Source organism: Leptolyngbya sp. FACHB-60 (assembly GCF_014695775.1).
Taxonomy (GTDB): domain Bacteria; phylum Cyanobacteriota; class Cyanobacteriia; order Phormidesmidales; family Phormidesmidaceae; genus Nodosilinea.
In genome coordinates this window covers 34,802-60,091 of sequence record NZ_JACJOX010000016.1, presented here as the reverse complement: position 1 = coordinate 60,091, position 25,290 = coordinate 34,802, and the positions used below count along the sequence as shown (strand labels likewise).

At 57.4% G+C, this 25,290-nt stretch carries 26 protein-coding genes and 1 pseudogene; 16 read left to right on the top strand and 11 right to left on the bottom strand.

Annotated features, from left to right (window positions below; all coding sequences use genetic code 11):
* Genes H6F57_RS04375 through H6F57_RS04365 form a run of 3 tightly spaced genes read right to left on the bottom strand, consistent with a single transcriptional unit; the run spans nucleotide 1 to nucleotide 2,439 of the window.
* Entirely contained in the window at nucleotides 1–1,488 is a 1,488-nt protein-coding gene (locus tag H6F57_RS04375) for an AAA family ATPase (RefSeq protein ID WP_190626427.1), read from the bottom strand.
* Complete coding sequence (locus H6F57_RS04370; RefSeq protein ID WP_073606847.1) at nucleotides 1,475–1,906, bottom strand: VOC family protein; 432 nt, start codon at nucleotides 1,904–1,906, stop codon at nucleotides 1,475–1,477. The genes H6F57_RS04375 and H6F57_RS04370 overlap by 14 nt, the downstream gene beginning before the upstream one ends.
* 20 nt (nucleotides 1,907–1,926) lie before the next feature.
* The gene (locus H6F57_RS04365) at nucleotides 1,927–2,439 is read right to left on the bottom strand and encodes a TIGR02652 family protein (RefSeq protein WP_190626426.1); all 513 of its coding nucleotides are present in this window, start codon (nucleotides 2,437–2,439) and stop codon (nucleotides 1,927–1,929) included.
* Between the two features lie 175 nt (nucleotides 2,440–2,614).
* Here H6F57_RS04365 and H6F57_RS04360 point away from each other — a divergent pair, with 175 nt between their 5' ends.
* The 7 genes from H6F57_RS04360 (at nucleotide 2,615) to H6F57_RS04330 (ending at nucleotide 6,446) form a co-directional block, all read left to right on the top strand.
* Entirely contained in the window at nucleotides 2,615–3,142 is a 528-nt protein-coding gene (locus tag H6F57_RS04360) for a gamma carbonic anhydrase family protein (protein ID WP_190626425.1), read from the top strand.
* A 77-nt stretch (nucleotides 3,143–3,219) separates the two neighbouring features.
* Nucleotides 3,220–3,522: a type II toxin-antitoxin system HigB family toxin gene (locus H6F57_RS04355; protein ID WP_190626424.1), complete on the top strand. Its 303-nt coding sequence runs from the start codon at nucleotides 3,220–3,222 to the stop codon at nucleotides 3,520–3,522.
* Between the two features lie 85 nt (nucleotides 3,523–3,607).
* Nucleotides 3,608–4,015, top strand: a complete 408-nt coding sequence (locus tag H6F57_RS04350) for a transcriptional regulator (RefSeq protein WP_190626423.1) — start codon at nucleotides 3,608–3,610, stop codon at nucleotides 4,013–4,015.
* Entirely contained in the window at nucleotides 4,015–4,830 is an 816-nt protein-coding gene (locus H6F57_RS04345) for a tetratricopeptide repeat protein (protein WP_190626422.1), read from the top strand. The genes H6F57_RS04350 and H6F57_RS04345 overlap by 1 nt, the downstream gene beginning before the upstream one ends.
* Nucleotides 4,831–5,041: 211 nt before the next feature.
* Nucleotides 5,042–5,626 (top strand): TetR/AcrR family transcriptional regulator, encoded by a 585-nt coding sequence (locus tag H6F57_RS04340; protein WP_190626421.1) that lies wholly within the window; start codon nucleotides 5,042–5,044, stop codon nucleotides 5,624–5,626.
* A complete protein-coding gene (locus H6F57_RS04335; protein ID WP_190794981.1) occupies nucleotides 5,626–5,823 on the top strand; it encodes a hypothetical protein in 198 nt (65 codons plus the stop codon). The genes H6F57_RS04340 and H6F57_RS04335 overlap by 1 nt, the downstream gene beginning before the upstream one ends.
* A 5-nt stretch (nucleotides 5,824–5,828) precedes the next feature.
* A complete protein-coding gene (locus tag H6F57_RS04330; RefSeq protein ID WP_190626419.1) occupies nucleotides 5,829–6,446 on the top strand; it encodes a GNAT family N-acetyltransferase in 618 nt (205 codons plus the stop codon).
* A 178-nt stretch (nucleotides 6,447–6,624) separates the two neighbouring features.
* On the opposite strand, the gene H6F57_RS04325 is transcribed toward H6F57_RS04330, so the two are convergent.
* From H6F57_RS04325 to H6F57_RS04305, 5 genes are all read right to left on the bottom strand, one after another.
* Nucleotides 6,625–7,152 (bottom strand): DUF937 domain-containing protein, encoded by a 528-nt coding sequence (locus H6F57_RS04325; protein WP_190626418.1) that lies wholly within the window; start codon nucleotides 7,150–7,152, stop codon nucleotides 6,625–6,627.
* A gap of 71 nt (nucleotides 7,153–7,223) precedes the next feature.
* Nucleotides 7,224–9,677, bottom strand: coding sequence for a DUF4912 domain-containing protein (locus H6F57_RS04320; protein WP_190626417.1), 2,454 nt, complete (start codon nucleotides 9,675–9,677; stop codon nucleotides 7,224–7,226).
* 297 nt (nucleotides 9,678–9,974) lie between these two features.
* Nucleotides 9,975–10,823: a neutral zinc metallopeptidase gene (locus H6F57_RS04315; RefSeq protein WP_190626416.1), complete on the bottom strand. Its 849-nt coding sequence runs from the start codon at nucleotides 10,821–10,823 to the stop codon at nucleotides 9,975–9,977.
* A gap of 352 nt (nucleotides 10,824–11,175) precedes the next feature.
* Nucleotides 11,176–11,736, bottom strand: coding sequence for a ribosome maturation factor RimM (gene rimM, locus H6F57_RS04310; protein ID WP_190626415.1), 561 nt, complete (start codon nucleotides 11,734–11,736; stop codon nucleotides 11,176–11,178).
* A 26-nt stretch (nucleotides 11,737–11,762) separates the two neighbouring features.
* Complete coding sequence (locus H6F57_RS04305; protein ID WP_190626414.1) at nucleotides 11,763–13,058, bottom strand: valine--pyruvate transaminase; 1,296 nt, start codon at nucleotides 13,056–13,058, stop codon at nucleotides 11,763–11,765.
* 203 nt (nucleotides 13,059–13,261) lie between these two features.
* Between H6F57_RS04305 and H6F57_RS04300 the strand changes: the two genes are divergently transcribed.
* Nucleotides 13,262–14,032, top strand: a complete 771-nt coding sequence (locus tag H6F57_RS04300; RefSeq protein WP_190626413.1) for a ZIP family metal transporter — start codon at nucleotides 13,262–13,264, stop codon at nucleotides 14,030–14,032.
* A gap of 912 nt (nucleotides 14,033–14,944) precedes the next feature.
* Here the strand turns inward: H6F57_RS04300 and H6F57_RS04295 are convergent.
* The gene (locus H6F57_RS04295; protein WP_190626412.1) at nucleotides 14,945–15,532 is read right to left on the bottom strand and encodes a phycobiliprotein lyase; all 588 of its coding nucleotides are present in this window, start codon (nucleotides 15,530–15,532) and stop codon (nucleotides 14,945–14,947) included.
* Nucleotides 15,533–16,249: 717 nt separating this feature from the next.
* On the opposite strand from H6F57_RS04295, the gene H6F57_RS04290 reads away from it, so the two are divergent.
* From H6F57_RS04290 to H6F57_RS04255, 8 genes and pseudogenes are all read left to right on the top strand, one after another.
* Nucleotides 16,250–16,768 (top strand): phycocyanin subunit beta, encoded by a 519-nt coding sequence (locus H6F57_RS04290; protein ID WP_190626411.1) that lies wholly within the window; start codon nucleotides 16,250–16,252, stop codon nucleotides 16,766–16,768.
* Between the two features lie 101 nt (nucleotides 16,769–16,869).
* On the top strand, nucleotides 16,870–17,358 hold the full coding sequence (gene cpcA / locus H6F57_RS04285; RefSeq protein WP_190626410.1) for a phycocyanin subunit alpha: 489 nt from the start codon (nucleotides 16,870–16,872) through the stop codon (nucleotides 17,356–17,358).
* Between the two features lie 102 nt (nucleotides 17,359–17,460).
* Nucleotides 17,461–18,276, top strand: coding sequence for a phycobilisome linker polypeptide (locus H6F57_RS04280; RefSeq protein ID WP_190626409.1), 816 nt, complete (start codon nucleotides 17,461–17,463; stop codon nucleotides 18,274–18,276).
* Nucleotides 18,277–18,480: 204 nt separating this feature from the next.
* Nucleotides 18,481–19,356, top strand: a complete 876-nt coding sequence (locus H6F57_RS04275) for a phycobilisome rod-core linker polypeptide (RefSeq protein WP_190626408.1) — start codon at nucleotides 18,481–18,483, stop codon at nucleotides 19,354–19,356.
* 97 nt (nucleotides 19,357–19,453) lie between these two features.
* Nucleotides 19,454–19,669, top strand: a pseudogene (locus H6F57_RS04270) (phycobilisome linker polypeptide); the annotation flags it as partial.
* A gap of 49 nt (nucleotides 19,670–19,718) precedes the next feature.
* Complete coding sequence (locus H6F57_RS04265) at nucleotides 19,719–20,552, top strand: HEAT repeat domain-containing protein (RefSeq protein ID WP_190626406.1); 834 nt, start codon at nucleotides 19,719–19,721, stop codon at nucleotides 20,550–20,552.
* A gap of 122 nt (nucleotides 20,553–20,674) precedes the next feature.
* Nucleotides 20,675–21,265, top strand: a complete 591-nt coding sequence (locus tag H6F57_RS04260) for a HEAT repeat domain-containing protein (protein ID WP_190626564.1) — start codon at nucleotides 20,675–20,677, stop codon at nucleotides 21,263–21,265.
* A 149-nt stretch (nucleotides 21,266–21,414) separates the two neighbouring features.
* The gene (locus H6F57_RS04255; protein ID WP_199289665.1) at nucleotides 21,415–22,152 is read left to right on the top strand and encodes a WecB/TagA/CpsF family glycosyltransferase; all 738 of its coding nucleotides are present in this window, start codon (nucleotides 21,415–21,417) and stop codon (nucleotides 22,150–22,152) included.
* A 70-nt stretch (nucleotides 22,153–22,222) separates the two neighbouring features.
* Here the strand turns inward: H6F57_RS04255 and sfsA are convergent, their stop codons facing one another.
* Nucleotides 22,223–22,954, bottom strand: coding sequence for a DNA/RNA nuclease SfsA (sfsA, locus tag H6F57_RS04250; protein WP_190626405.1), 732 nt, complete (start codon nucleotides 22,952–22,954; stop codon nucleotides 22,223–22,225).
* Between the two features lie 33 nt (nucleotides 22,955–22,987).
* Entirely contained in the window at nucleotides 22,988–25,237 is a 2,250-nt protein-coding gene (recJ, locus tag H6F57_RS04245; RefSeq protein ID WP_190626404.1) for a single-stranded-DNA-specific exonuclease RecJ, read from the bottom strand.
* Nucleotides 25,238–25,290: the final 53 nt, after the last annotated feature.

Genomic DNA, 25,290 nt, shown 5'->3' with positions numbered 1-25,290 from the left:
CTAGGCTTTTTTAGATTTGGTTCGCTGCGATAACCCTTTTTGATCAGACTTGGGCGATCGCGCCGCCTTTGTCTTGGGCAGTTTCAGACCCGGATGGTGCAGGGCCAGGCTTTGGTGCAGCCCTTCGACCGTCAGCAATGGGGGGTCAGCTTGCTGGGCCAGGGCAACGGCAGTCTGGGCTAGGATAACGATTTCACCACCGGTTAACGGCAGCTGCTGAGCAATCTGAGGCCACCGCAGGGTGCGCTCTTTTTTGACGCCCGTGGGGATAGACCGCTTCCACAGTAGCTCACGGGCGGCGGCATCGGGTCTGGGGAACTCGATTACTCCGGTCATGGCCTGTCGCCACGATGGTTTGATGCTTTGCAGGTAGGGGCTAGCTAGGAGCGTTAACCCCGGCTGGCGGCGACGCTGAATGCCCCACGACTGCACCAGAGCCGCTTCGATGGTGGGGTTGCGACCAAACCAGTGGGGCGCATTTTTGAGCAGCAGCACGCAGGGCGGCAGGTTGACCAAATCGTCGAGTTCGGGGACGTTGCCCTCTTCGTCGGGGGCGATCGCCGCCAGGTCAACCATCACTAGCAGCAGCTCTAGCTCGGCGGCGAGCACCTTCGCAGCGAGGGTCTTGCCGGTGCCGTTGGGGCCGGCCAGTAGCACCATAGTGCCGTCAGTGGCGCGGGCGGCGGCCGCTACGGTTCTGAGCTGGGCTAGCTGAGGCTCGGGTAGCACCAGGCTATTCCAGCTTTCGGCCGGAACTTCTGAGGCTTCCTCCGCTTCTATCGCAGGAGCCATGGCCCAGGCATCGAGGGTGGCGGGGTCAGGTTCCTCAGAGAGCAAATAGGTGGTGAGATCTTCGGTGAGGCGCAGGTGGCGGCTGAGTAGGGTTGTGTCTTCGGCGTTGAGCCACTCCACCAAACCCAGGTTTGACAGGCGACTGTTGGGGGCAATCAAGGGGCGCGATCGCCGCCACTCCTGGTCATTTCTACACAGCAGCCGCAGGCACAGATCGACCGTGGGCAAATCCCAGTCAGACTCGTCGTGTTGGTAGTGTAGGTAGCTGTAGAGCCGCCCAAACCGCTGGTTGACCTCGGGGGCCAGGGCCAGCAGCAGCACGTTTTTTTCAAACATCGTCAGCTGGAGGCGATCGCGCAGCTGGGGCAGAGCTAGCACCACTCCCTGCCGCTGGCTGGCCAAAATGCGGGCCTCTAACTGCTGGGCATAGCTGCCGCTGGGGCGCTGGGTCTTGGGTGGGCGGGCGTTGTCGTAGTTGGGCTGGCCGTTGAGGCTAATAATGCCCTTCCACCAGTGGCGGGTGACCCGGTCTTCGCCAGAGAGGGCAAAGTCGTCCAGCTCTTGCAGCTCGCGCTTTTGCCGCGATACGGCCACCATCAGCAGGCGATCGAGCCAAGCCAGCTCGGTTTTTAGGTAGGCCCAGTTGTCGGTAAACGGAGTCATTTTCTCAAAAGTCGACCCCTCAGGGTTGGACATAGCCCAGCACTCGAATAAATTCCAAAGGCAGCCCGTCGGCATCGGCGAGAAAGGCCACCTCATAGACGCGATCGCCGATGATTTGCTGCTGGGGTTCCAGCAGCACCTTGGGCATCGCCGCCGCCGATTGCTCAAACCGCTGGCGCAGCTCCTCTAGCCACAAAGGCAGGCTGGAGGTCGCCTCGGTGAGATCAAAGGATAGATGATAATAGCCACTGTAGTGCTCATCGCCAAAGGCATCAGCAGCGGGGCGCGGCTCCGGCACCTGAATTAGCTCAATGCGGCCCCCCAGACCCTCCATCCAGCAGGCCAGGGTAATGCCAGCGGTAAAGCGTTCGTGGACGGTAAATCCCAGGGCTTCGTAGAAGGCGATCGCGCGGTGAATATCCTGAGTGCGAATTGACGCGTGGTGGAGCATCGGGCGGGCGGCTCAGAGAGCTACTCAAAAAGACGGAAATAGGGATAGCGCACCGGCACGCCGGGCTCTTTTTCAAGGCTGAAGTTGATCACCGCCCAGCGGGAATCAGCCTCGGCGGGGGGGCTAAACTCTACCGGCAGACCGTAGAGCTTGGGCGCAGTAGAGGTTTCCATCTGCCCGCGCCAGGGGTTGTTGCGCTCTAGGTAGGAATTGACCAGCTCTTGGTAGCGCTCGGCGATAATCACCCGCGTGGCCCGATAGCCCTGGGTGTAGAGGCGATCGAGCGCCTCGTGAATCTCAAAGCGAATGCCGTCAGGATGGGTGTGTTGGCGATACCATTCACCCTCCCACCGACGCCAGTGCCGACCCGACTGGAGATGCACTAGCTCCTTGGAGTCGGGGTTAGCCTCAAAGGCACCGTGGCGGGTGCACAGGTACGTGTCGGTCAGCGTCAAGGCCGGAATCGCTTGACGGCAGTGAGGGCACTGGATTTCTGGCCCATAGATGGGGTACTGCAAGGCGGAGTTGACCATTGGGCTGAAACCAGACGTGTCCTCTGTAGGACAAATATAAAGGGCGGCAAACAAATGCGGCAACGGACGTTAGACGTATTATACCTGTGGGAACTCGGCTCTCTCCGTAGTCGGGGCATCCCATTCGCTGAAACCGCCAACTTTTTTTAGAACACCTTTGGAGGTTTCTCTGGTTATGGCCTCGTCCTCTAGCTCGCTCTGGCCTCGACCCGACCTGTCTCAGGCGGCGTTTGTGGCCCCCAACGCCACGGTGATGGGCCAAATTACGCTCCATGAAGGCTGCAACATTTGGTATGGTGCCGTGCTGCGCGGTGATGTCGAACGCATTGAAGTCGGTGCCTATAGCAATGTGCAGGACGGCGCAATTCTCCACGGCGACCCCGGTCAGCCGACGGTGCTCGAAGATTACGTCACCGTCGGCCACCGGGCCGTCATTCACAGCGCCCACATTGAGCGGGGCTGCCTGATTGGCATTGGGGCGATCGTGCTGGACGGGGTGCGGGTGGGCACCGGTAGCATTATTGGGGCCGGTGCGGTGGTGACCAAGGATGTGCCGAAGCGATCGCTCGTTATAGGCGTTCCCGGTAAAGTGGTGCGCCAGGTCTCCGATCAGCAGGCCCTAGAACTGCTAGAGCACGCCCAAAAGTATCACCAACTCGCCCTCGCCCACGCCGGGCGCAGCAACGACCTGGGGTTTGTTTGAACCATTGCATATCCAAACTGCCAGGCCGGCAGTAAACTTCGCAATTTGCTAAGATTCAGAGTGACTTACCCAAGCTCATGCACATTATTACTCGTGCTCGTCTGGTAGCGTTTTGGGAGAACCACCCTGACTCAAAACCCAGCTTACTGCTTTGGTATAAGCTGACGTTTATAGCCAGATGGCAAAACCTGGCTGAAGTGCGCAGAGTATTTCCGACTGCCGACTCAGTTGGCAACCTGACAGTTTTCAATATAGGCGGCAATAAATATCGCCTGATCACGTTGATTGACTATACCTACCAAAAAGTGTTTATCCGCAACGTTCTTACCCATGCCGAGTATGACAAGAACAACTGGAAAAAAGACAACTGGTATGAGTGATCTAACAGGCCAGTTTCAGAGCACGACGTGGGCAAAGAACAATTTACTAGAAAACTAGCGATCGCAAGCAGTAGAGGAATCCACCATGTTTGCCACTGGGCCAGAAAGCTACCTTCAGCTCTTGCAAAAATTTCCGCCTCGACCGATCAGAACGGAGGAGCAGTTTCTAGCCGTACAAAACGTGATTGACAGCCTGGTAGATGCTGAAGACATAACGTCAGAAAAGCAAGACTATCTCAATGTTCTAGGCATGCTTGTCTATGAATATGAAGAGCAGCATGTGTCAATGCCAGACCTAAGCGGCATCGACTTACTTCGTGCACTGATGGATGAGTTTAGGCTCAAACAGAAGGATTTGGTTCCCGTCTTTAAGACCGAGTCTATTGTTTCGGCCATTCTCAATGGCCAACGCAATTTCACCGTTGAGCACATTGAAAAGCTGGCTGATTTTTTTCATATTTCACCCGCCGCATTCTTTCCTCGCCCACTGTGATGAATTTAGTTTTTCGGCCTCTAGTAATAGCTTTGCTCTGCCTGCTATGTGTCACGGGTTGGGGTCTCCCTGCCCAAGCACAATCCACCCTGGCAGACCTTTCCCCCCAGGTGGTGCAGGAGATTTCTGACCTGCGTCAAAAAGCCTTTACCGCCTCCCAAAAGGGGCAGTTTGTCGAGGCTGAAACCTACTGGAGCCAGCTGATCGACTACTTGCCCAACGAAGCTGCCCTGTGGAGCAACCGGGGCAACGTGCGAGTGAGCCAAAACAAGCTGGCTGAAGCGCTGGAAGACTACAACCAGGCGGTGACTCTGGCCCCGGCCCAGCCCGATCCTTACCTCAATCGGGGAGCGGCTTTAGAAGGCTTGGGGCGGTGGGAGGATGCGATCGCCGACTACAGCCAAGTGCTTGCCTTGAACCCCGATGATGCAGCTGCCTACAACAATCGGGGCAACGCCCAGGCCGGTCTAGGCAACTGGGAAATAGCCCTGGCCGACTACCAAAAAGCCGCCGATCTCGACCCCAAATTTGCCTTTGCCCGGGTCAACGCCGCCCTGGCCGAATACCAACTGGGCCACGCCGAAGAAGCCATTCGCCAGTTTCGCAGCCTCACCCGCCGCTACCCCAACTTCGCCGATGCTCGCGCTGCCCTCACCGCCGCCCTCTGGGGCCAGGGCCAAAGTGGCGAAGCCGAAAGCAACTGGGTCGCCGTCATGGGCCTCGATCACCGCTACAAAGATTTAGACTGGGTTGGCACCGTGCGCCGCTGGCCCCCGGCCATGGTTGCCGCCTTGGAGAAATTTCTGCATCTGTAGCCCGCAAAGCAATACAGTTTGCCGCTGGTTTTTTGCTATGTCCCTGCCCGCAGAATTGCAGACGGCTGGGCAAATTTTTAAGGTCTGTTGGCTGGGCGATCGCGGTTCCAATCTCTAACCAGACTGGACAACCAGCTCACTAATTGGGCAAAGTTGACGATCAAAAAACCTGTGCTACTCTTAAAAATAACGAGCGCTCAGTTAAAAAAGAATGCCGAAGGTTGTTGACCACGACGAGTATCGTAAAGAGCTTTTAGGTCAGTGCTTTAACTTATTTGCCGACCACGGCTACGCCAGCCTGACTACTCGACAGATTGCTAAAGCGCTGGGCGTTTCCACCGGCACGCTGTACTACTACTTCCCCAGTAAGGAAGATCTGTTTATGCAGCTGATCGAAGAGCTGACCACCCAAGACTTGCTACGGGCCACCGCTCAGATTCAAGGGCTGAGCAGTTTGAGGGAGCGCATTTTGGCCTTAGGCGATTTTCTAGAAGCCAACGAAGACTACTTCATTAAGCAGACCTTGCTGATGATGGATTTTTATCAGCAGGCGGGGGTGGGGCAGTCGCGGGTGAATGAGGCGGTGCAGCGGGTCGCGATGCGATCGCGCGACGAAATCATGACTGCCCTCCAGCTCGACAATCCCCTGATAGCCACCCACATCCTCTGTCTAATTGACGGGCTGATTTCCGAGCGCATGGTCGACCCAGCAATGGTGTCCTACCGTCAGCAGGCCGAGCTTTTGGCCGACCTACTCACCGCCTACCTGGAAAAATTCCCTGGAGGAAAGCGATGATGCTGCGTTCGCTTTGGGTGTGGCTGCGCTATGGCCGCCGCCAGCTCTATCCCTGGCTGGTGCTGGCGTGGGCGGGGTGGCAGTGGCTGCTGCTCTGCGGGGTCGATCGCGATCGCGCCGCCATTCGCTGGATGTCCACCCTGGTAAAAATTGACGGCGTTAAATTGACCGCGCTTCTCAACGACTTAATCTGGTGAACCCTATGGAAACCTTAGCCCTAACCACCCTGCAACCCACCCAGTTCGATGGAGCCACGGAGCTGTTGACCGCAGCCTTCGCCGATGATCCGCTGTTGCACTACCTGGTACCTACCGATGTGTGCGATCGCCCGACAGTAATGGCCTACCTATTTCGCATGCTGCTGATCTGCGGCGCTGGGGGTGGGCACAGCTATTGCCTGAGCGATGGCCAAACCCTCAAAGGCGTGGTGATTTGGATGCCGCCAGAACAGTCAGTCGATCTCATAGACCTGTTGCGGGCAGGGTTATACGAGCTGCCCTTTCGCCTGCCCCTACAGTATTTGCCACGCTGGCAGGCGGCCTTGGCCCTCGACCACTATCGCCACCAGGCCATGCCCCATCCTCACTGGTACCTGATGTTGCTGGCGGTTAGCCCCAGCTCTCAGCGCCAGGGCGTTGGCCACCAGCTCATGCAGCCAGGCCTAGATGAAAGTACCCATACCCATCACCCTTGCTACGTCGAAACCTCCACCGAGGGCGCAGTGCGCTTTTACCAGCGCCACGGCTTTGAAGTCGTTAAAACCGGCCCTTTCGCCGAGCAAGCGCCAACGTTTTGGACGCTACAGCGGCGGAGCGGGTGAGAGGGAGGAGATAGGGAAGATGGAGGAGAGGGAGGGGATAGGGAAGATGGAGGAGATGGGGGGATCAAGAAAAGCAGTGTCAGACTACCACCTTCTCATCCTCCTCACGCAAAAGCGCCACCCAGGGGCAGCGCTCAGGAGAAGTCATGACCAACGCTGAACGGTTCGCCTAAAAACCCTATTGCGGCGAGTTCAGAAAGCGTTCGGCAAACTTCACCACGGTGCCTAGGTCGGTGGAGTTGGGAGCGCCAGAATTGAGGAACGTTTTGAGCAACGGGTTGCCGCTGCTGACTGTGCCGGGCTTAGCGGCCCCCATGCCCAGCAGCCCAATGACCACGGGCAACAGCTTGGGCAGCATAGTTTGAATCATGCCGGTATTTAGACCACTCTTTTGGGCCACAGCCTCGATCAGCTGCTGCTGCATCTGAGGTGGAATGGCCGCGGCGAGTGCCGCTGCGCCACCTGCTCCGGACAATTTGCTGAGCATACCTTCGAGCTGACCGATACCCATGGTGGCGGCATGCTCTTTGAGAGTGGGCTGTAGAGCCTCCCCAAGGGCGTTGAGAATGCCCCCCATTTGGTCGGTATTTATGCCCTGACTTCCGGCGAGCTGCTGCACGGAAGCCATCACCGAGCTGAGCTGGTCGATGCTGCCCTGCTGGTTGGGGTTGTTGATGGAGCTCAGAACATCAAAAAATAGAGACATAGTCGTTCCTTTCGCTGAAGTGCGGTCGTGGAGTAATTGCGATCACGGGGAGATAATATCGGGAGCGCAGCCTAGGCGGGCACGCGCACATGGAGCGATCGCACCAGCTGGAGCCACTGACCGTCGTCGGTGAGGTAGCCCAGTTCGGCTACATAGTCGCGATCGGCGGTCCAAATTGACACGTGTTGGTCGTGGTCGCCATCCGCCAAAATGTATTCTTGGGTGGCGTGGGGAGGTTGGCTGTCCAGTTCTACGTTGGTGGCATCGTGAATGCGCAGGGCCATAATTCGGCCCCCTTCTTGCCGTAGGGCCTCTTTGTGGGCTGGGGCAACTTCCCAGTAGGCGTAGGCGGCATCAGCCCCGCGGGGCACCAAAATGATTTTGCTCTCGACCCCCATGTCGGCGCGTCGACCGACGCCAACGGCAGTCTCTTGCCCTGGGGCGGCGGCATCAGCAGTGCGGCTCCCCACGCTGGCACCTAGCCCGGCGGTGGTGACTCCACCGGCCAGGCCAAGGAGAGCCGTCTCTTCGATCGCACCTTCTCTGTGTTCAGTCTGTAGGTCGCCGCTCAGGCCAGTGGCCCCTCCGAGGGGAGCGTCGAGGGTGGTGCCAGGGAAGGCTGCGGCTCCATTTGATGGGCAGGCGGGTACGCGCACCGGCTCAGACTTAGCCAGAGCTTGCCACTGGTAGTTGCTGTCGACATAGCCTACCTCTACCAGGTAGTCGCGATCGTCAATGGCAATGGGCAATTGCAAATCGCCCATTGCCACCAGCTCAGCGTTAAACTCTTGCAGGCTGTTGAGGCGGTTGCTGTGGCCGGGCAGCTCGGTGACATCGTACAGCCGAGCCTTGAGGCTGCGAGAGCCAGCCTTGAGATCGTCCACAATTGAGGCGGGCAGTTCCCAGTAGGCGTCAGCTGTTCTGCAATCGCGAGGGGTGAGAATGACCCGCGCCAGGGCAGCGGTTTCGGACGGGCGGGCGATCGCAGCCGCGCCCACCCCCAGGGCACCCAAACCAGCGGCAGCAGTAGCAGCGCTTACCCCAGCCGTACCGGGAGTGCTGCTGGGGCAAGCGGGCACGCGCACGTGGGCCGATCGCGCCAGGGCATGCCAGGTGTTGTCGGTGCCTAGGTAGCCCAGTTCGACGAGATAGTCGCGGTCGTCGACGGCCACGGGCAGGTGGCGATCGCCTACGGCTACGGTGTCGCAGTCAAACGGGTAGGTGTTGTGGGGCGACTGTCGGTCAACATCAGCAATGTCGGTGACATCGTGAAGTTTGAGCGCCAGGGAGCAATTTTGCTGGCGGAGGGCCTCGACTTCGCCCTCGGGCAGTTCCCAGTAGGCGTAGGCATCACGGCAGGTGCGCGGGGTGAGAATGATGCGGCGATCGGTGGTGACTGCTAGGGGAGCCGCCAGAGGCACTGCTACCGGCGCACTATCCTTGAGCAGCCACCAGAGCAGACTACCCAGAACGGGCAGCGCCAGCAGCCAGGGCCACCAGGGCAAACCCCGCGCTGGGGCTGAAGCGGGGGGGACAGGGTCGGTTTCTTCGAGGGTGTTTTCTGGGGTGGCTTCGGCGGCGGGGTCGGTTTCTGCTTCAGTGGTGCCACGATCGGCGATCGCTGCGTCTTGAGCCCCCTCAATTAGCGCCTCGCTGCTGGGGCTGACGGCAAAGCCAAGAAAGGCGAGGGCCGCGGGGCTGGCCGTCTGGGGATTGTAAACGTAGGCGAGAGGCTGGGAGAAAGGATAGCGATCGTCGTCGGGCAGGGTGTCGTGCATGGGCACAATTTTCACCGCCGGGTTGTTGAGCGCCTGCTCGGCCACAACATAGCTAATGCTGTTCTCGTCGAGATTTTCGACGATGCTGGCAGCGTCGGCCTCTAATAACACGGTTGCCCCAGGAGCCGACTCAAAGACCCCCGAGGCAAACACCGGATAGTTGAGAAAGGCCTGGCGGGTATCGCTGTTGCCGGGTTGGTCGATTAGCACGATGGGGGCATCTTGGCCGCCCACCTCAGACCAGTTGGTAATTTCGCCGCGAAAGATTTGGGCAAATTGCTCAATGGTGAGGCTACCAGCAAAGGGGTTATTGGGGCTGACCAGAATGGCGATTTTTTGACGCGAAACCGGCACTTCCCGCAGCCCGGTGCTGGCCTCTTCCTGGGTTAGGCTGCGGCCAATGGCGGCAAGATCAGCGTCGCCATCGGCTAGGGCTTGCAGGGCGTTGCTGGCGCTGTCGTAGTCAACGGCTACATCGGCATCGCCGTACTGGCTAGAGAAGCGCGATCGCAGCGCCTCATTTACCAAACGCATGGCCTCTGAACTCTCAATGGTTAACTCGCTACCCGGCGCTAACGAGGTGGGTATTTCAACGCCCTCTAGAGGTTTAGAGGTCTGTGCCCAGACCCCGTCGCGCTCCAGCACAACGGTGGCGGCAATCACTAGAGGTGCTGCGGTCATCCAAAGCAGCGATCGCCCCAAAAGTGTCTTGGCGCTTTGGGCATGAGCACTGTGGCGTTTAAACATAAGCAGGTACCAGAATATTTCGAATGTAAACAGAGAGGATTGCTAAATTTCTAGACTGTAAATCTAGGTTACTAAAGACATTACAGCCCAGCCGTTTGAGCTGAATTTGAACCCGAGTTAAGCCGCTTTGAAGCGCTTCTAAAAGCTAGAAAATCTACATTGCCTGCTAGTCTCGGTCATTCTTGGCATCGGGAGCTTAAATCACAAACGTAAGAACGTCATAAACGCTCCTGTACCCAGCAACTGCGCTAGGGTTAACGGCTGTGACAGATAAATTTATCAAGGTGGCAACGCGGGCTAAATGCGGTCTACATCAAAGGTGTTGCACTGGTTGATGTCACCCGTTTCAATGCCGCGATAAAACCATTCGGCCCGCTGCTGCGATGACCCATGGGTAAATGAGTCGGGGGTAACGTAGCCTTGGGATTCCATTTGCAGGCGATCGTCGCCGATTTGGCTGGCGGCGTTGAGGGCTTCTTCGATGTCACCTTCCTCTAAAATTTCCCGCGACCTCTGCGCCCGGTTGGCCCACACCCCGGCAAAACAGTCGGCTTGCAACTCTAGCCGTACTGACAGCTCGTTGGCCTCGGTCTGGCTCACTCGCTGCTGGGCACGCTGCACCTGGCTAGATACTCCCAGCAGGTTTTGGACGTGGTGCCCCACCTCATGGGCAATCACGTAGGCCTGGGCAAAATCGCCCGGCGCTCCCAAACTCACCTGCAAGTCGCGGAAAAAACTGGTGTCAAGATACACCTTTTGGTCGGCCGGGCAGTAAAACGGCCCCATGGCCGCTTGCCCCCTACCACAGGCTGACTGAGTGGCCCCAGAATAAAGCACTAGGCCGGGCTCCTGGTAGGCGGCACCAAACTCAGACTGAAAGATGCTGTGCCAGGTGTCTTCAGTTTCGCCCAGCACGGCAGCCACGAAATCGGCTGCGCGATCGCTCTCCTCTGATGAGGCCTGGGGTGCCCCTTCGTAGGGGTTGCCCTCTACCCCACGCTCAAGCACCACCGATGGATCGCCCCCCAGCAACGCCACCACCAGCGCCAGCAAGACTGACCCCAGCCCCCCAATGGCAGCACCGCCACCAGGCATGCCCCGGCGATCGTCAATATTGAGGCTGCGCCGACTCGATTGCCACTTCATCAATTCACCTCGTTTTGCTAGGCATTGGTAGTTATGCCTTAGAGTACCGAATTACAACGTCTGTTTCATCGTCGTTTCGTTGCTAATGCTACGGGTGTGGTCTGCTGTCGGCACTGGACAGAAACCCTTGGTCAGGTTCTGCTGACTGAACCTTCAGGTCTGCCTTTGGGAAGAAGTGGGAGCGCTGGCGCTGTAAATAAAGTGATGTTTCAGCCAGCGATGGCTGAACCCTGTCGATGACTCAGTTCCACAAGCAAACCCCAGCCCTCTAGAGAGGACTGGGGCGAATTGGTCGTTCCATTTATGGTCGTTGATAGCAACAGTAAGACTTAAAGATAAGAAAGTTATAAGACTAGGGGTCTAAAAGTCCAGCCGGAGGACTAATTTCCAGGTATTTTTCGCCTAAATTTACCACCGGTACAATGGCGGCGACGAAGGGCACCAGCACCTTACGGGGCTTGGCGGGCTGCGAGTTCTTGTCGGCAGCAGGATAATAAGTAACTTCTAAGAGGTCGTTGCCGGCGGCAAATATATCGGTTACAGTGCCAATTTCCTCGCCTGTGACCTGCACAATGACCCGTAACCCCACCAGGTCAGCCACATAAAACTCGTCATCATCAAGCTGCGGGCGATCGCCCGCAGGCACCAGCAGCACCGCATCCCGCAGCGCTTCGGCATCCTCACGGCTGTTGATCCCGGCAATCTGCACTACATACAGTCCCTTGCCGTCGATATGCCGCCCGCGCACTAGCTCTACAGTCTCTGGTGTGAGGCTGCGCGGGCGTTTGAGCCAGCGCTCTCCCGGCTCTAAAAACCGCTCTGGAAAATCGCTGCTGGGGTAAACGCGCACTTCGCCCTTCACGCCCTGAGGGGCAACAATGCGGCCAATCTCAACCCAGTCTTCGGGAGTCATTGCACTAGATGATGTAGGAGGAACCATTAGGCGGGCACCGCCATCGAGCTGGGTTGGGCTTGATAGACCTCGCTTACTAGGGCACCCAGACGGATCGCAGCCTCCGCCAAATCTTCGCGGCTGGCGGTCAGGCTGAGGCGCAGGCACTGGCGGGTGTGGGGCCAGTCTTCGCGCAAGCCCGGAAAGAAGGGATTGCCCGGCACCACAATTACCCCCCGCTGCTTGAGCTGCTCATACAGGTTTTGGTCGGTGATCGGCAGCCCATCAAACCACAGCCAGGCAAAAATCGCCCCCTCGCCGTTGTGCAGATACCAGGGCAGCTCATTGGGCATGGCCTGGTCTAGGGCCGCTGCGAGCACCGCAAATTTGTCTTGGTAGTAGGGGCGAATCACCTGCTCGGCCAGGCGGGCCAGCTCGCCGGAGGCAATGGCGCGAGCCGCGATCGCCTGTCCGTAGCGCGACGAGTGAATGCAAAAATTGGTTTGAAAACATTCCAGCACATTAATAATCGCCGGATCGCCGATCGCTACCCCCAGCCTCTCGCCCGGCAGCCCTGCTTTCGACAGACTCATGCAGTGAAGAATGTTGTCGCCAAACACCGGCTCCATATCAGTAAAGTTGAGCGCTGGGTAGGGGGGCGCGTAGGCCGAATCGACCAACATCGGCACGTTGTGGGTCGCGGCCAAGCTGGCGATCTGCCGCACATCCTCACCACTCAAGACGTTGCCCGTAGGATTGCAGGGGCGCGAAAACAGCACAAACCCCGTGTCGGCAGTAATACTGAGCTGGCTAAAGTCGGGCCGATAGCGGAAGCGGTGAGCTGCTTCATCCACATCGATCGTAGGTCGGTAGGCTCGCACCGCCTCGGGTACCAACGAAATGCCGCCGTAGCCGGTGTAGTCGGGGCTGAGGGGCAGCACAATGTCTTTCATGCGCCCGGTGGCCTGGTAGCCGCCCAAGGCATTGGCCGCTAAGAAATAGAGCGCCTGGCTACCGGGAGTGATGAGAATGTGGCGATCGCTCAACTCCAGCCCGTACCGCTGGTTAAAGTCGTTTTTAATCGCCGCAATTAGTGGCTCGTAGCCCTGACTGGCGCCATAGCGACACACCACATTGCCGTACTCGGGGCTGGCCAACAGCTCCTGGGTGCAGTCGCGCCAGAGCTGCTCAATCTCAGGCAAAATCACCGGGTTACCGGCGCTGAGGTTGATGAAATGCTGTCCCTGACCCGCGCGCAGCGTCTCAATGATGTCTTTCATAATGGCGCGCACGCCGGTGAGGTGAGACATTTCCTCGCCAAAGCGGGTGAGTTCAGGGGTCATAGGAAGTGAGGGGTGAGGGGTGGATGGGGGTGTCCTGCAGGCCGAGTGGATGGGTGCCGACTTGAAAGACATTATCGAGACGCTACAGCTCCTACCTAAACGCCCTAGATAGGGTCACGATAACTATAGTCACTAGGGTCAGACTAGTATAGTAGCCTCGCCAGGCCATCCACCCATCCACCCTCTACTCATCCATCTATCCCATGAATCCCCTAGCCGCTGGATTTTTTGCGAGTCTCTTTGCTGGCCTGAGTACAAGCATTGGTGCCCTGCCGGTGCTGCTGCCCTTCGACCCATCCGAGCGCACTCAGGGTATTTTGCTGGGCATCGGCGGCGGCATGATGCTGGCAGCCACGTCCTTTTCGCTGATTTTGCCCGGCACCGACGCTGCGATCGCCCTGGGCTACCCCGGCCCGCTTGCAGCCGCGGTCATGGTCACCGGAGTTCTGCTCGGCGGCGCGTTTTTGTGGGGAGCCCACCATGTCTTTCCCCACGAGCATTTTTTTAAGGGAACCGAGGGGCCAGAGGCCCAAAACATTAAGCGCATCTGGCTATTTGTGATCGCGATCGCCCTGCACAACTTCCCCGAAGGCTTGGCGGTGGGTGTAGGCTTTGGCGGCGGTGAACAGGCTGGGGCGATCGCCCTAGCCCTGGGCATTGCGCTGCAGAATATTCCAGAGGGACTGGTGGTGGCGATCGCCCTGCGCGACATCGGCTATGCCCCCCGCAAGGCCTTTGCGGTTTCGTCGTTGACGGGCTTAATTGAGCCGATTGGGGGCCTGTTTGGGTCGGCGGTCGTAACCATGGCCCAGGCCGCCCTGCCCTGGGCCATGGGCTTTGCCGCTGGGGCTATGCTGTTTGTCATTGTGGATGAAATCATCCCCGACATTGATCAGAAGGCTTTAGGCCAGCGAGGCACCCTCGGCCTCATGGGTGGCTTTGTAATCATGATGTTCTTGGATATTGCGCTGTGATGGATTTGTCTCTGAGCTAGTGCAGTCGTCACCTTTTGCCGCAAAAAAGCCTTCCGCCACCAGCGAGGGCTAGTCACCAGCGGAAACCTCATGCGGGCGCGAGCGGTTATAGGGCGGAGAGTATTGTAGACATTGCGCCCTAGCAATCCCTGTAATCACTATTCCACAAAGCGGTAATTGTTGTTGACATCCTAATTCCAAATGCAAAATGGGTTTGAGGTTGCCAACTTTCGCACAAAATCTTTTGCCGAAGTTCAACCGCCTTGTAATTGTGACTCCAACAAAGTCTGGCGATTACTTTTCAGCATTTGCCGCTCGTGAAAAATGTCGATAGCCCGCCGCAATTAGGGCATCCATATCGAGCACATTTACATCCGTGATCGAGAAGGTTTTGTCTAGGGCAAAAATTCTTGACTGCTCGCCTCCTGGCCATTCATAGCCCTCCACACATCGCAAAATAAAAAAGCTCTCTTCTTTAGCTTGAGGTCATAGCAAACAGGCGACCTGCCATGGTGTTTTTGCTTAAAAAATCTTTGAATTTCAATTTAGATTAGGGCCAATAATGGCTAAGGTTTAGCCTACGAGATGGGGTAATTAAGTATTCTTATCTCGATAGGGAGAGTAACGAACGGTTATGCTTCTTCAAGCAAAGACTTGATTATTTTCTTTTCAATAAAGAATTGAATGCGGCATCGAGATAGTGGAGTAAATTCCCGATCAAAATCCCTAGCCAAAATCTACCGGCGCGAGGCCAGCTCGTTGATGCTGCGTCAGGTCGGGCGGCGGTTAGGAGCAGTGCTTTGGCCCTGTCAAACGATGCCTACACATACCCCCTCATCTATTAGTGCCAATAGATGAGGGGGTATCATTTGAGCTATAGGTGTTGCCTAGATAGGTGACGGACTCAGCCCCTTACCAGCCAAAGGCCGATACAGGCGCTAGCGCTTGTTCTGCTTTACCCTCGGCCTCATCAGTTGGTGCAGCCAGCCGCGATTCGGCACAGAATGAGGCAGTGCTAAAGCCGCCAAACCGCTTCACCACGCTGGTGCGCAGGCGCAGGTTGGGGTTGGCAAACCAAAAGCGCTCCACTGAGCTCATAGTTTCGTACTCAGTAATCAGCAGCAGCCCTTCGTCACCGTCGATTTCGTAGCGGCCAATAACGGGCACAATCTCGGCATAGCCCCGCTCGCGCAAGAGCTGGCCGCGGCTGGGGTCGTCAGCATCGGGCACCAGGGCAAACACAGTGCTGCCTTCGTGGTTCTCATCCTCTTTATCCCAGGCCATAACCCCTTGCCAAGTAACAAGCGCGCCGCCAACGGCGAGGGTGGGGTCGACCTCATGCAGGTTACAAATTTCTACTACGCTGGGGTGTCCAGCATCCAATGCCTCCACGGCAATGGTAGACCCACCCAACTCAGCCCGGCGAAAGGGCAGGTGGTGAGTAGTGCGCTGGGAGTTCCACTGGCCCGCACTCATGCGGAAAAAGTCCATTACGTCCATGGGGCAGGTCTCTACTGTCTCAATGTTGCTTACTGGCGTTCTCAGAATTACAAATTCAATTCATCCGAACCCAGGTTGGCCTAGCTGGATCTTACCGCTGTCTGCGGGCTATTGCAGCGGCTAAGTCAGAGGTGGCCTGGGCTGGCTACCGCAAGCAGGATGTTTACTAAGCATTGAAATCTAAGTAGAGACTAGCGATCGCGCTCCCAAAGAAAGTCTCTGACCCCTGCGATCGGGGCCTTTCCCTGGCCATGACATTGCGGAATATTACGTTATCTGAGAAGACTTGAAGTCAATTCAAAGTCCCCGAAGTGCCTGAAATAGCAGAATTCTTTTGCTTTACCTCCACGGTATGGGTCACTTTTCCTTAATAACTTGTAAAAGACAAAGACCCACCAGCGGTGTATAAACATCTTTGGAGGGTTAATTGAATTAGCGAAAGCCAATTCAGGCAACGGTTTCGAGAAATATTGCGGATCTCTTACAGAGTCGCTTTTTCTCATCTCATCTGCCTTCCCTTTGAGGTTGCCGAGCCGAATGTATAGAAGCTTGAACAACCTTGAAGAAATGTAAACTAGATGAGAAAACCGAGCACGCTGATCTTTAAGATCCTTCCTAATAGATTGGTTAGACAGCTCCGGCTGAACTAATGATTAACTTGGTCTATCCTGACCATTTTCAAGCAACTCAGCGACAAAAATTAGGAGATTTGAGTCGATGTTTGACGCATACACTAAGGTTGTTTCTCAAGCTGATGCACGAGGAGATTTCCTGTCTGGCGATCAGCTAGACGCTCTGTCCCGTGTTACTGGCGACGGTCTCAAGCGGATCGATGCTGTTAACCGCATGACCGGTAGTGCTTCCAAGATCGTGTCTGATGCCGCTCGCGCTCTGTTTGCCGAGCAGCCCCAGCTCATCGCTCCCGGCGGCAATGCTTACACCAACCGTCGTATGGCTGCTTGCCTGCGCGACATGGAAATCATCCTGCGCTACGTGACCTACGCTACCTTCACTGGCGATGCTAGCGTCCTCAACGATCGCTGCCTGAACGGCCTGCGCGAGACCTATGTTGCCCTGGGTACTCCCGGTGCTTCCGTAGCTGCTGGCGTTGAGAAAATGAAGGCTGCTGCTATCGGTATCGTCTCTGACACCCAAGGCATCACCCAAGGCGATTGCAGCTCTCTCTACTCTGAGATCGGTAGCTACTTCGACCTAGCTGCTGCAGCTGTTGCCTAGGCTCAGCCTAAATTGAACCTCACTTGAGTTGAGCCAACTTGGTTTAATTCTCACTGCCTGTTCGTTTGCTGTGAAGACAATTTAAGGAGAATCTTTAGACTATGAAAACCCCATTAACCGAAGCTGTTGCAGCAGCCGATTCTCAAGGTCGCTTTCTAAGCGCTTCTGAACTACAAGTTGCTTTTGGCCGTCTACGTCAAGCCAACGCTGGTCTAGAAGCTGCTAAAGCTCTGACCAACAAAGCTGATTCTCTGGTCAGCGGTGCTGCTCAAGCTGTGTACAACAAGTTCCCCTACACCACCCAAATGCAGGGGGCTAACTACGCTTCTGACGAGCGTGGCAAAGGCAAGTGCGCCCGCGACATCGGCTACTACATCCGCATGGTCACCTACTGCTGCGTAGCTGGCGGCACTGGCCCTATGGATGAGTACTTGGTTGCTGGTCTTGACGAAATCAACAGCACCTTCGAACTGTCCCCCAGCTGGTATGTGGAAGCTCTGAAGTACGTCAAAGCTAACCACGGTCTGTCTGGCGACGCAGCCACCGAAGCTAACTCCTACATCGACTACGCCATCAACGCTCTAAGCTAGGTTGGCCATTTGCCCGGAGGGGCAGACAGTTGTTAGCGCATTGTTAGCGATTGTTTGCTGCTCCGGGCATTGTTGTATCTATATACGCCCAAGGAGGCAACCATGGCAGTAACCACTGCGGCGGGACGCCTTGGCGTTTCGCCCTACGACGAGTCGATGCGGATTGAGCTGCGGCCCAACTGGATCGAAGGCGATGTGGAGGCAGTAATTCGTGCTGCTTACCGTCAGGTCTTTGGCAACCAGTACATTATGGCCAGCGAGCGCAATACCAGCGCCGAATCTTTGCTACAGCAGGGAGCTATTTCAGTTCGGGATTTTGTGCGGGCTTTGGCCCTGTCTGACCTCTATCGGGATAAGTTTTTCCTGAGCGGGCCACAAAATCGCTTTATCGAGCTGAACTACAAGCACTTGCTAGGTCGGGCGCCCTACGGCCAGGACGAAATCGCCTTTCACACCGACCTTTATAACACCGATGGCTACGCAGCGGAAATCAATTCCTATATTGATTCCCAAGAGTACCGCGATAACTTTGGGGACAATGTAGTTCCCTACTATCGCGGCCACCTAACCCAGCGGAGCCAAAAGACGGTCGGGTTTACCCGCTTCTTTCAGCTTTATCGGGGCTACGGCACCAGCGATCGCGCCCAGGGGAGCGTTCGCTCGCGGCTCGTGTCTGAAATCGCCAAAAACTCTTCGTCGCCCGTGGGCAGCGGAGCTACTGGAGCCGCCATTGTAGGCGGATCTGGGGGCGATCGCGAGAAGCTATATCGGGTGCGAGTTACCCAGGCCACTGTGCCGGGTCGCCCCCAGGTGCGTCGCATCTGCACCGAATTTTTGGTGCCCTACGAGCAGCTGTCTCGCAAACTCCAACAAGTTAACCGCTCCGGCGGTCGGGTAACTAAAGTCGACCTGGCCTAGGCTGCGGCTTTAATACCTCATATGGCGGAGTGCTTGGTCTTGCTTTTGCAGGCCGCGTTAGTTATCTCCTCTGGACGGGGGCAGCTAGGTTTAGGCCTTAGCTCGCTCACTTTCAGGAGACCTAACCTGAGTACTGCGCCATCTTTGTATTCTGCCTGTGTAGATTGAGCTCACGCTCACTGTGTTGATAAGGAGGATAATCCTGTGCCTATTACAACGGCAGCATCCCGTTTGGGAACCGCTGCATTTGATGAAACCCTGCCCGTAGAGCTGCGTGCCAACTGGACTTCCGACGACGCCGATGTAGTCATCCGAGCCGTGTATCGCCAGCTGTTGGGTAACGATTACCTGATGAAATCTGAGCGCCTAGTGGGTGCCGAGTCGCTGCTCAAAAATGGCTATATCAGCGTGCGCGATTTTGTGCGGGCTGTGGCCAAGTCTGAGCTGTACAAAGACAAATTCTTTTACGGCAATTTCCAAACCCGTGTGATTGAGCTGCACACCAAGCACCTGCTCGGTCGCGCCGTTTACGATGAGTCTGAGGTGGTTGATCACCTCGATCGCTACGAGACCCAGGGCTACGATGCCGATGTTGACTCGTTCATCGACAGTGAAGAGTACCAGGCTAACTTTGGCGACAACGTAGTGCCCTACTACCGCAGCTTTGTCTATCAAGCTGGCCAGCGTTCGGTAGGCTTTACCCGCATGTTCCAAATGTATCGGGGCTACGCCACCAGCGATACTTCCCAGGCGGGAGGCAAAAAGTCTCGCTTAGCTGGGGAGCTGGGTCGCAATACCTCGTCTTCAATCATTAGCCCCACCAGCGCTGCTGCTGGCTGGTCGGCTAAGGCTAACAAGCTGACTACCCCCAGCAAGGCTCTAGGTGGGTCTACCCCCTACGGTGTCGGTGCTGGTAAGGTCTATCGGATTGAGGTAGTTGGGGCCAACCTGCCTCGCTATCCCAAGGTACGGCGCATCAATACCGCCTACCTGGTGCCCTACGAGCAGCTGTCTGCCAAGCTTCAGCAGATTCACAAGCAGGGTGGTAAGGTGACCAGCGTTACCGCCGCTAGCCTCTAAGCTAAATGCCATCAGTGGCGCAATTCCTCAAGAATGCGCCACTGATGGGTGAAACGCCTCATTCGACGAGATCTCGCAACGACCAGGAGAGTTTTCTATGCTCGCTCAAAACGCCTTTGGTAGTCAGACTACTAACCGCATGTTTCTCTACGAGGTTGAGGGGCTGCGCCAAAATGACGCCACTGACCAAAACAACTACCCCATTCGCCAAAGTGGCAGCACCTTTATTAAGGTGCCTTACAGCCGCATGAACGAGGAAATGCAGCGCATTACTCGCATGGGTGGCAAAATCGTCAGTATTCAGTCTTTGTCGGCCGACTAAGCCAAAGACAGGTCTGAACGTGCTGGAGACGTACTGAGGTATGGGACAGGATCCGCAACAGTTGGTCAACGCCGAGGGAGAATCCCTGACGGTGGATCAGGCCATTGAGAACCTGCGCCAAACCGCTGATACCGGGCTGCGCTATTACGCTGCCTGGTGGCTGGGGCGCTTTCGCGTGGCCCAGCCCGAGGCGATTGCCGCTCTGGTGTCAGCCCTGGAGGATGTGGGCGATCGCGCCCCCGACGGGGGGTATCCACTGCGTCGCAATGCCGCTCGAGCACTGGGTAAACTGGGCGATCGCACCGTTGTTCCGGCGCTGATTCAATGCTTAGATTGCGATGACTACTACGTGCGCGAGTCTGCCGCCCAAGCGCTAGAGTCCCTGGGCGATGCTCAGGCAATTCCAGCGCTGCGATTGCTGCTGGCGGGCGGGGTTGCCGCTGCGGTGGCGGTGCCCGATAAGCCCCACCTGGTGCAGCCCTATAACGCGGTGCTAGAGGCCCTCGGCACCCTGGGCGCTACCGACGCAGTAGACGAAATTATCCCGTTTCTAGAGCATGAGGTGGCCCAAGTGCAAAATGCCGCTACCCGCGCCCTCTATCAGCTGACGGGGCAGGCAACCTACTGCGATCGCCTGGTACAGCGCCTGCAAGAGCCCAACCTACAGCTGCGGCGATCGGCCATGATGGATTTAGGGGCGATCGGCTATTTGCCCGCCGCCCAACCTATTGCCGCCACCCTAGCCGAAAACAGCCTCAAGCTGATTGCCCTCCAGGGCGTTTTAGAAACTCACCTGCGGCAGACCGGGTTTCCTCAACGCGGCCTGACGGATGAAGCTCGCCAGGTATTGTTATTAATGGACGAGCTGCTGTAAGTGCTGAGGGCTTGCAGCACAAATGAATTAATTGGATCAATAGGGCTGGAGAACGGTTAGTTGTGGGCGCAACAGTAGCAGAGCTAGTTCAGGCGGTCGAAACCGCTGATTCTAAGGGCGCAATGGTTGTTGCGGTCCATCATCTAGCAGCTGCTCGAGATGTCGCCGCCATCCCCACTCTAATCACCGTGCTGGGGTACAACAATCCTGGTGCTGCGGTGGCCGCAGTGGATGGGTTGGTGGCCTTGGGCCAAGACGCTGTGCCTGCGCTATTGGAACAAATTGATGGCTACAACTATGGCGCGAGGGCTTGGGCCATTCGGGCCGTGGCTCTGATCGGCGACCCCCGCGCTCTGCCCGTGCTGCTAGAAACGGCCAAAGGGGATTTTGCCCTGAGCGTGCGTCGCGCTGCGGCACGGGGGTTAGGCACCATCGATTGGGCTAAGCTGCCTGCCGACCAAGCGCCCTCATCTCAACAAGAGGTGCTTAGCGTATTAATTGGAGCGGCCCAGGATCCAGAATGGGTAGTGCGCTACGCAGCAATGGCTGCTCTCGAGGGCCTCGCAAAAGCCCTGGCGGAGCCTGAAACTCAAAAGCCACCGATCCTTACCTGTCTTCAGCAAGCCTTTCATCACGATGAAACTCTTGCTGTGCAGGCCCGGGCCTGTAAGGCCTTAGAGACCCTGGGCGAACTGGCCAACGCTACAAATTAAAGCCTCTGCCTCGACGTTGAGAAATGCAACACATTGATTCAGTTTCGAGGTATGGTCTTCTATGGTTAATGCGCACAGGGGCCAAGCCCGAGCGCTGAAGGCAAACGCTCAGCGGTTTAGCGCCCACAATTGAGTTGGGGAAGGTGTTCATGGTGTTGGCACGGTCAAATGCACCAGAAGTCTTGCAGGTGATGGGGCTGCCTGTTCACTGGCGAACCGACTATGCAGACTGGCTCGTCGATCAGTATCGCCGAGGGTATGGGGCCCATGTGGTCACTCTGAATGCCGAAATGGCGATGCAGGCCGACCAAAACCCCGACCTGCGCCAGGTCATTGTCAATGCCGAACTTGTGATTCCTGATGGGGCGGGGGTCGTGCTGTACTTTCGCGCCAAAGGGCAGCGTATAGAGCGAGCTCCAGGTATTGAGCTGGCCGCCACAGTACTCAAGCGCATCTCCCCCCAAGAAACAGTCTTTATGTATGGCGGTGTACCCGGCGTGGCCGATCGAGCTGCTATGTATTGGCAGCGCCAGGTAGCCGGGCTTAAGGTGGTGGGCACTCAACACGGCTACCTAGGTCCAACCGATCAGCCCGAGTTTTTGCGTCATTTAGAGCAGCTCCAGCCCAGCGTGATTTTGGTTGGCATGGGCGTGCCCCGACAAGAACTGTGGATTCGTGACCACCGCTACCTCTGCCCCAACAGCGTGTGGATTGGCGTGGGCGGCAGCTTTGATATCTGGGCTGGGGTCAAGTCTCGCGCCCCTGAATGGATGTGCAACAACCACCTAGAATGGCTCTACCGCCTCTACAAAGAGCCCTGGCGCTGGCGGCGGATGTTGGCACTGCCTCACTTTGCGTGGCGATCGCTCACCTACTCGGCCCGCTAAAGATGAAGGGTGTAGGGTATGGGGTATAGGCCAAAACCTTGAACCCTATACCCTGCACCCTACATCTTCCTCAATCCAGCCTCAAATTTGCCAGTCCTAGATATCGCAGCCCGGCCGGAGTCACCTCAAACCGGCAGGGCAGAACTTTAACGCCCTTAGCCATGGCTTCGCGCAGCAACAGGCCATAGGTGGGGTCGGCCTCGTCTCCAGGGGCAAAGTCCGTACAATCGCCTCGGTTGATGAAGTACAGCATCGCCGCCTGGGTTTCAGGAACCAGCGCCGCCAGTTCCCTTAGATGCTTTTGGCCACGGGTGGTCACCGTATCGGGAAACAGGGCTAGGGTGCCCTTGGCCCAGGTAGTATTTTTGACCTCAACGTAGGTTGTTAAGGCTGCATCCTCCCCAGAAATGACAAAGTCGATTCGGCTTTTGCCGTCGCCGCCGTAGCGAACCTCTGGGCGAATGGTGGTGTAGTTGCCCAATTCTGGAATTTGCCTTGCCTCCAGCAGCGACTTCACCACGCGGTTGGGCAGTGCCGTGTTGACCCCGGCCCAGGTAGGCACAGTGTCGCGCACCTCTGTCAGTTCCCAGGTGTAGGCCAGCTTGCGTTTGGGGTTGGGGTTGTAAGAGACCAGGGCGCGGCCACCAATGTGGTAGACCCCGGTCATGGGGCCGGTATTGGGGCAGTGGGCAACGATCACCTCGCCGGTTTCTAGCTCAATATCGACAAAGAATCGCTTGTAGCGCTTGAGTACTGTGCCCTCAATCAGGGGCGGAAAAGGATAGAACCAGTCGGCTGACATGAGGGCGGGAAATGTTGGGCAGTGCCCACCCTATCAGGAAAGGGCAGTAACCGGCACCTGAGCAAAATAGCGACGACGAAATTGCTCCTCTTGCAGCACATCGAGAAACGGCTGCATCGCTGCGGGGGCTGGTGTCATGGGGCCGGGATCAAACTGAATTGTGAGGATGTCTTGCTCTGGGATAGCAGCATCCAAGGAGTGCAAATCTGGAGTGATCTCAAAGCCAGCGGTTTCTAAGGCGGCTAAGCCCAAGGCCAGGCTAGTGGGCGAAAGGCGCAGGCGATCGCCGAGCTGCGATCGCGTTACCGGGGTTTGGGTGCGAGCCAGGTACTTGGCTAAGCCCACCAGCTCTTGCCAGACCTCCCCTGGCGACAGGTGATCGATCGCTGGAGAAAAGGCTAGGGCCAAAGGCAACTTTGTCTGGGCGGCCTGCTGCCGCCAGTCGAGAACGGAGTTAGACAGCCCTGGTTCTGACTCCGGCTTGCCTACGGCAAGGGGCCGCACGTCTATGAGCTTGACGTGGTAGCCGGTATTGCTGTTGAAGTCGAGTTCGACCACGACATCGCAGCGGCCGGGGGGAAGTTCATCGCGGTAGTGGCCCCACCACTCGCCGGGAAAGCCTGACTCGGCCGCGTCATCCCACAGTTCAAACTCGGTTTTGATGAAGCTCACCGCTTTGTTTTGGCGATCGCGCAATTTCTTATGAAAGACATTTTGAAACCAGACATTGCTAAGCAGCAGCTTCGGCACCGGGTTGCCCATGCCGCACGGCTCTAGCCACTTGAGTTCGCGAAACAGGGGCTGACCCAGATCCGCCACCGTCACCGTCAGATCGACTTGAAGCAGGGGCTGAGGCGCACCCTCGCCTCCCAACTGCTCGCGCACCATGCGGTTGAGCGCCGCCGCCAACACCTCAATATGTTCCGCTGGCAACGTTAGCCCTGCCGCTAAAGGATGTCCGCCAAAGCCGGTCAGTAACGCCGATTGCGCCTGAAATAGCTGGTAGAGATCGAGTCCTGCCACCGAGCGGGCCGACCCCCGTGCCAGCCGGGGGCTGCCGTTCTCCGATGGCGGGTCGATGCATAGCAGAATGGTCGGGCGTCCGAGGGCCTGAGTCACTTGTCCTGCCACCAATCCCAAAATGCCGGTGGGCCAAGCCTCGTCGGCCAGCACCAGGCAGCGGGTGGTGGCTAAATCGACCTGGGCCAGTCGTGCCATCACCTGGGTGTAGAGATCGCGCTGGAGGGCTTTGCGGCGGGTATTGGCCAGCTCGGCCTCGTAGGCTAGGGTTTTAGTGCGATCGCGGTCGCGACTAGTCAGCAGCTCCACACAAAAGCTGGCATCGCCGTGGATGCGGCTAACGGCATTGATGCGCGGCCCTAGCCCAAAAGAAATATCAGTGGGGCGATCGCCCGTGCGCTTACATAACGCCAGCAGCTCGGCCAGCCCCGGTCTCAGATAAGGCGGGTTGGGCTGAGTTTGGGTTTGCAGGCGCGCCAGCCCAATCTGAGCTAAGTAGCGGCAGTCGCCCCGCAACTCCACGAGGTCGGCAATCAGGCCAATGGCCACTAGATCGAGCACGTGCTCTAGCGGTAGCGGTGGAGAAGAATCCAGCGCTGCGTAAAGCCCCTCTAGCAGCTTGTAGGCCACTGCCACTCCCGACAGCGTGGCCAAGGGATGCTCAGAGGGCAGGCTGCGGGGGTTGATCAGCGCAATTGCGCCAATATCAATTTCTGGCAGAGTGTGGTGGTCGGTGACAATCACCTCCAGGCCTAGGGCCTTGGCATAGGCAATTTCAGTGCCGCTGGTGCTGCCGGTGTCGCAGGTCACCACCAGGGTCGCACCCCACTCAGCCAAATGGTCGATACCCCGCTGCGACAGCCCGTGGGATTCACTCAGGCGGTTGGGGATGAAATAGGTGAGGCGATCGCCCTTAGGTATCAGCTGCCCCAGCCCATCCCACAGCACGGCGGTGGCGGTCACGCCATCGGCGTCAAAGTCTCCCCAGATTGCTACCTTCTCCTTGTTGGCGATCGCCTGTTTGAGGCGGCTGACGGCGATCGCCATCGCTGGCCCTAGATTGCTGGCGGGGGCGGGCTGGTAGAGAGCAGGGTTTAGCCAGCCCTCTAGCGGCTCGACAAAACCGAGCTGTCGCTGCCACAGCACTTGGGCCAACCAGCGGGGAGGCGTTGTTCCTGGAGTTGCCCGAGCGACTGTCTTTACCCAGCTTTCAGGAGCGGCATCCGCCTTGGGCAGGTTCCAACGCAGCGGCAGGGCATCCATGGGGCATCAAAAAATAGTGAGGTGGTGGTGGGAGTTCGACCCAGACGGGCAAT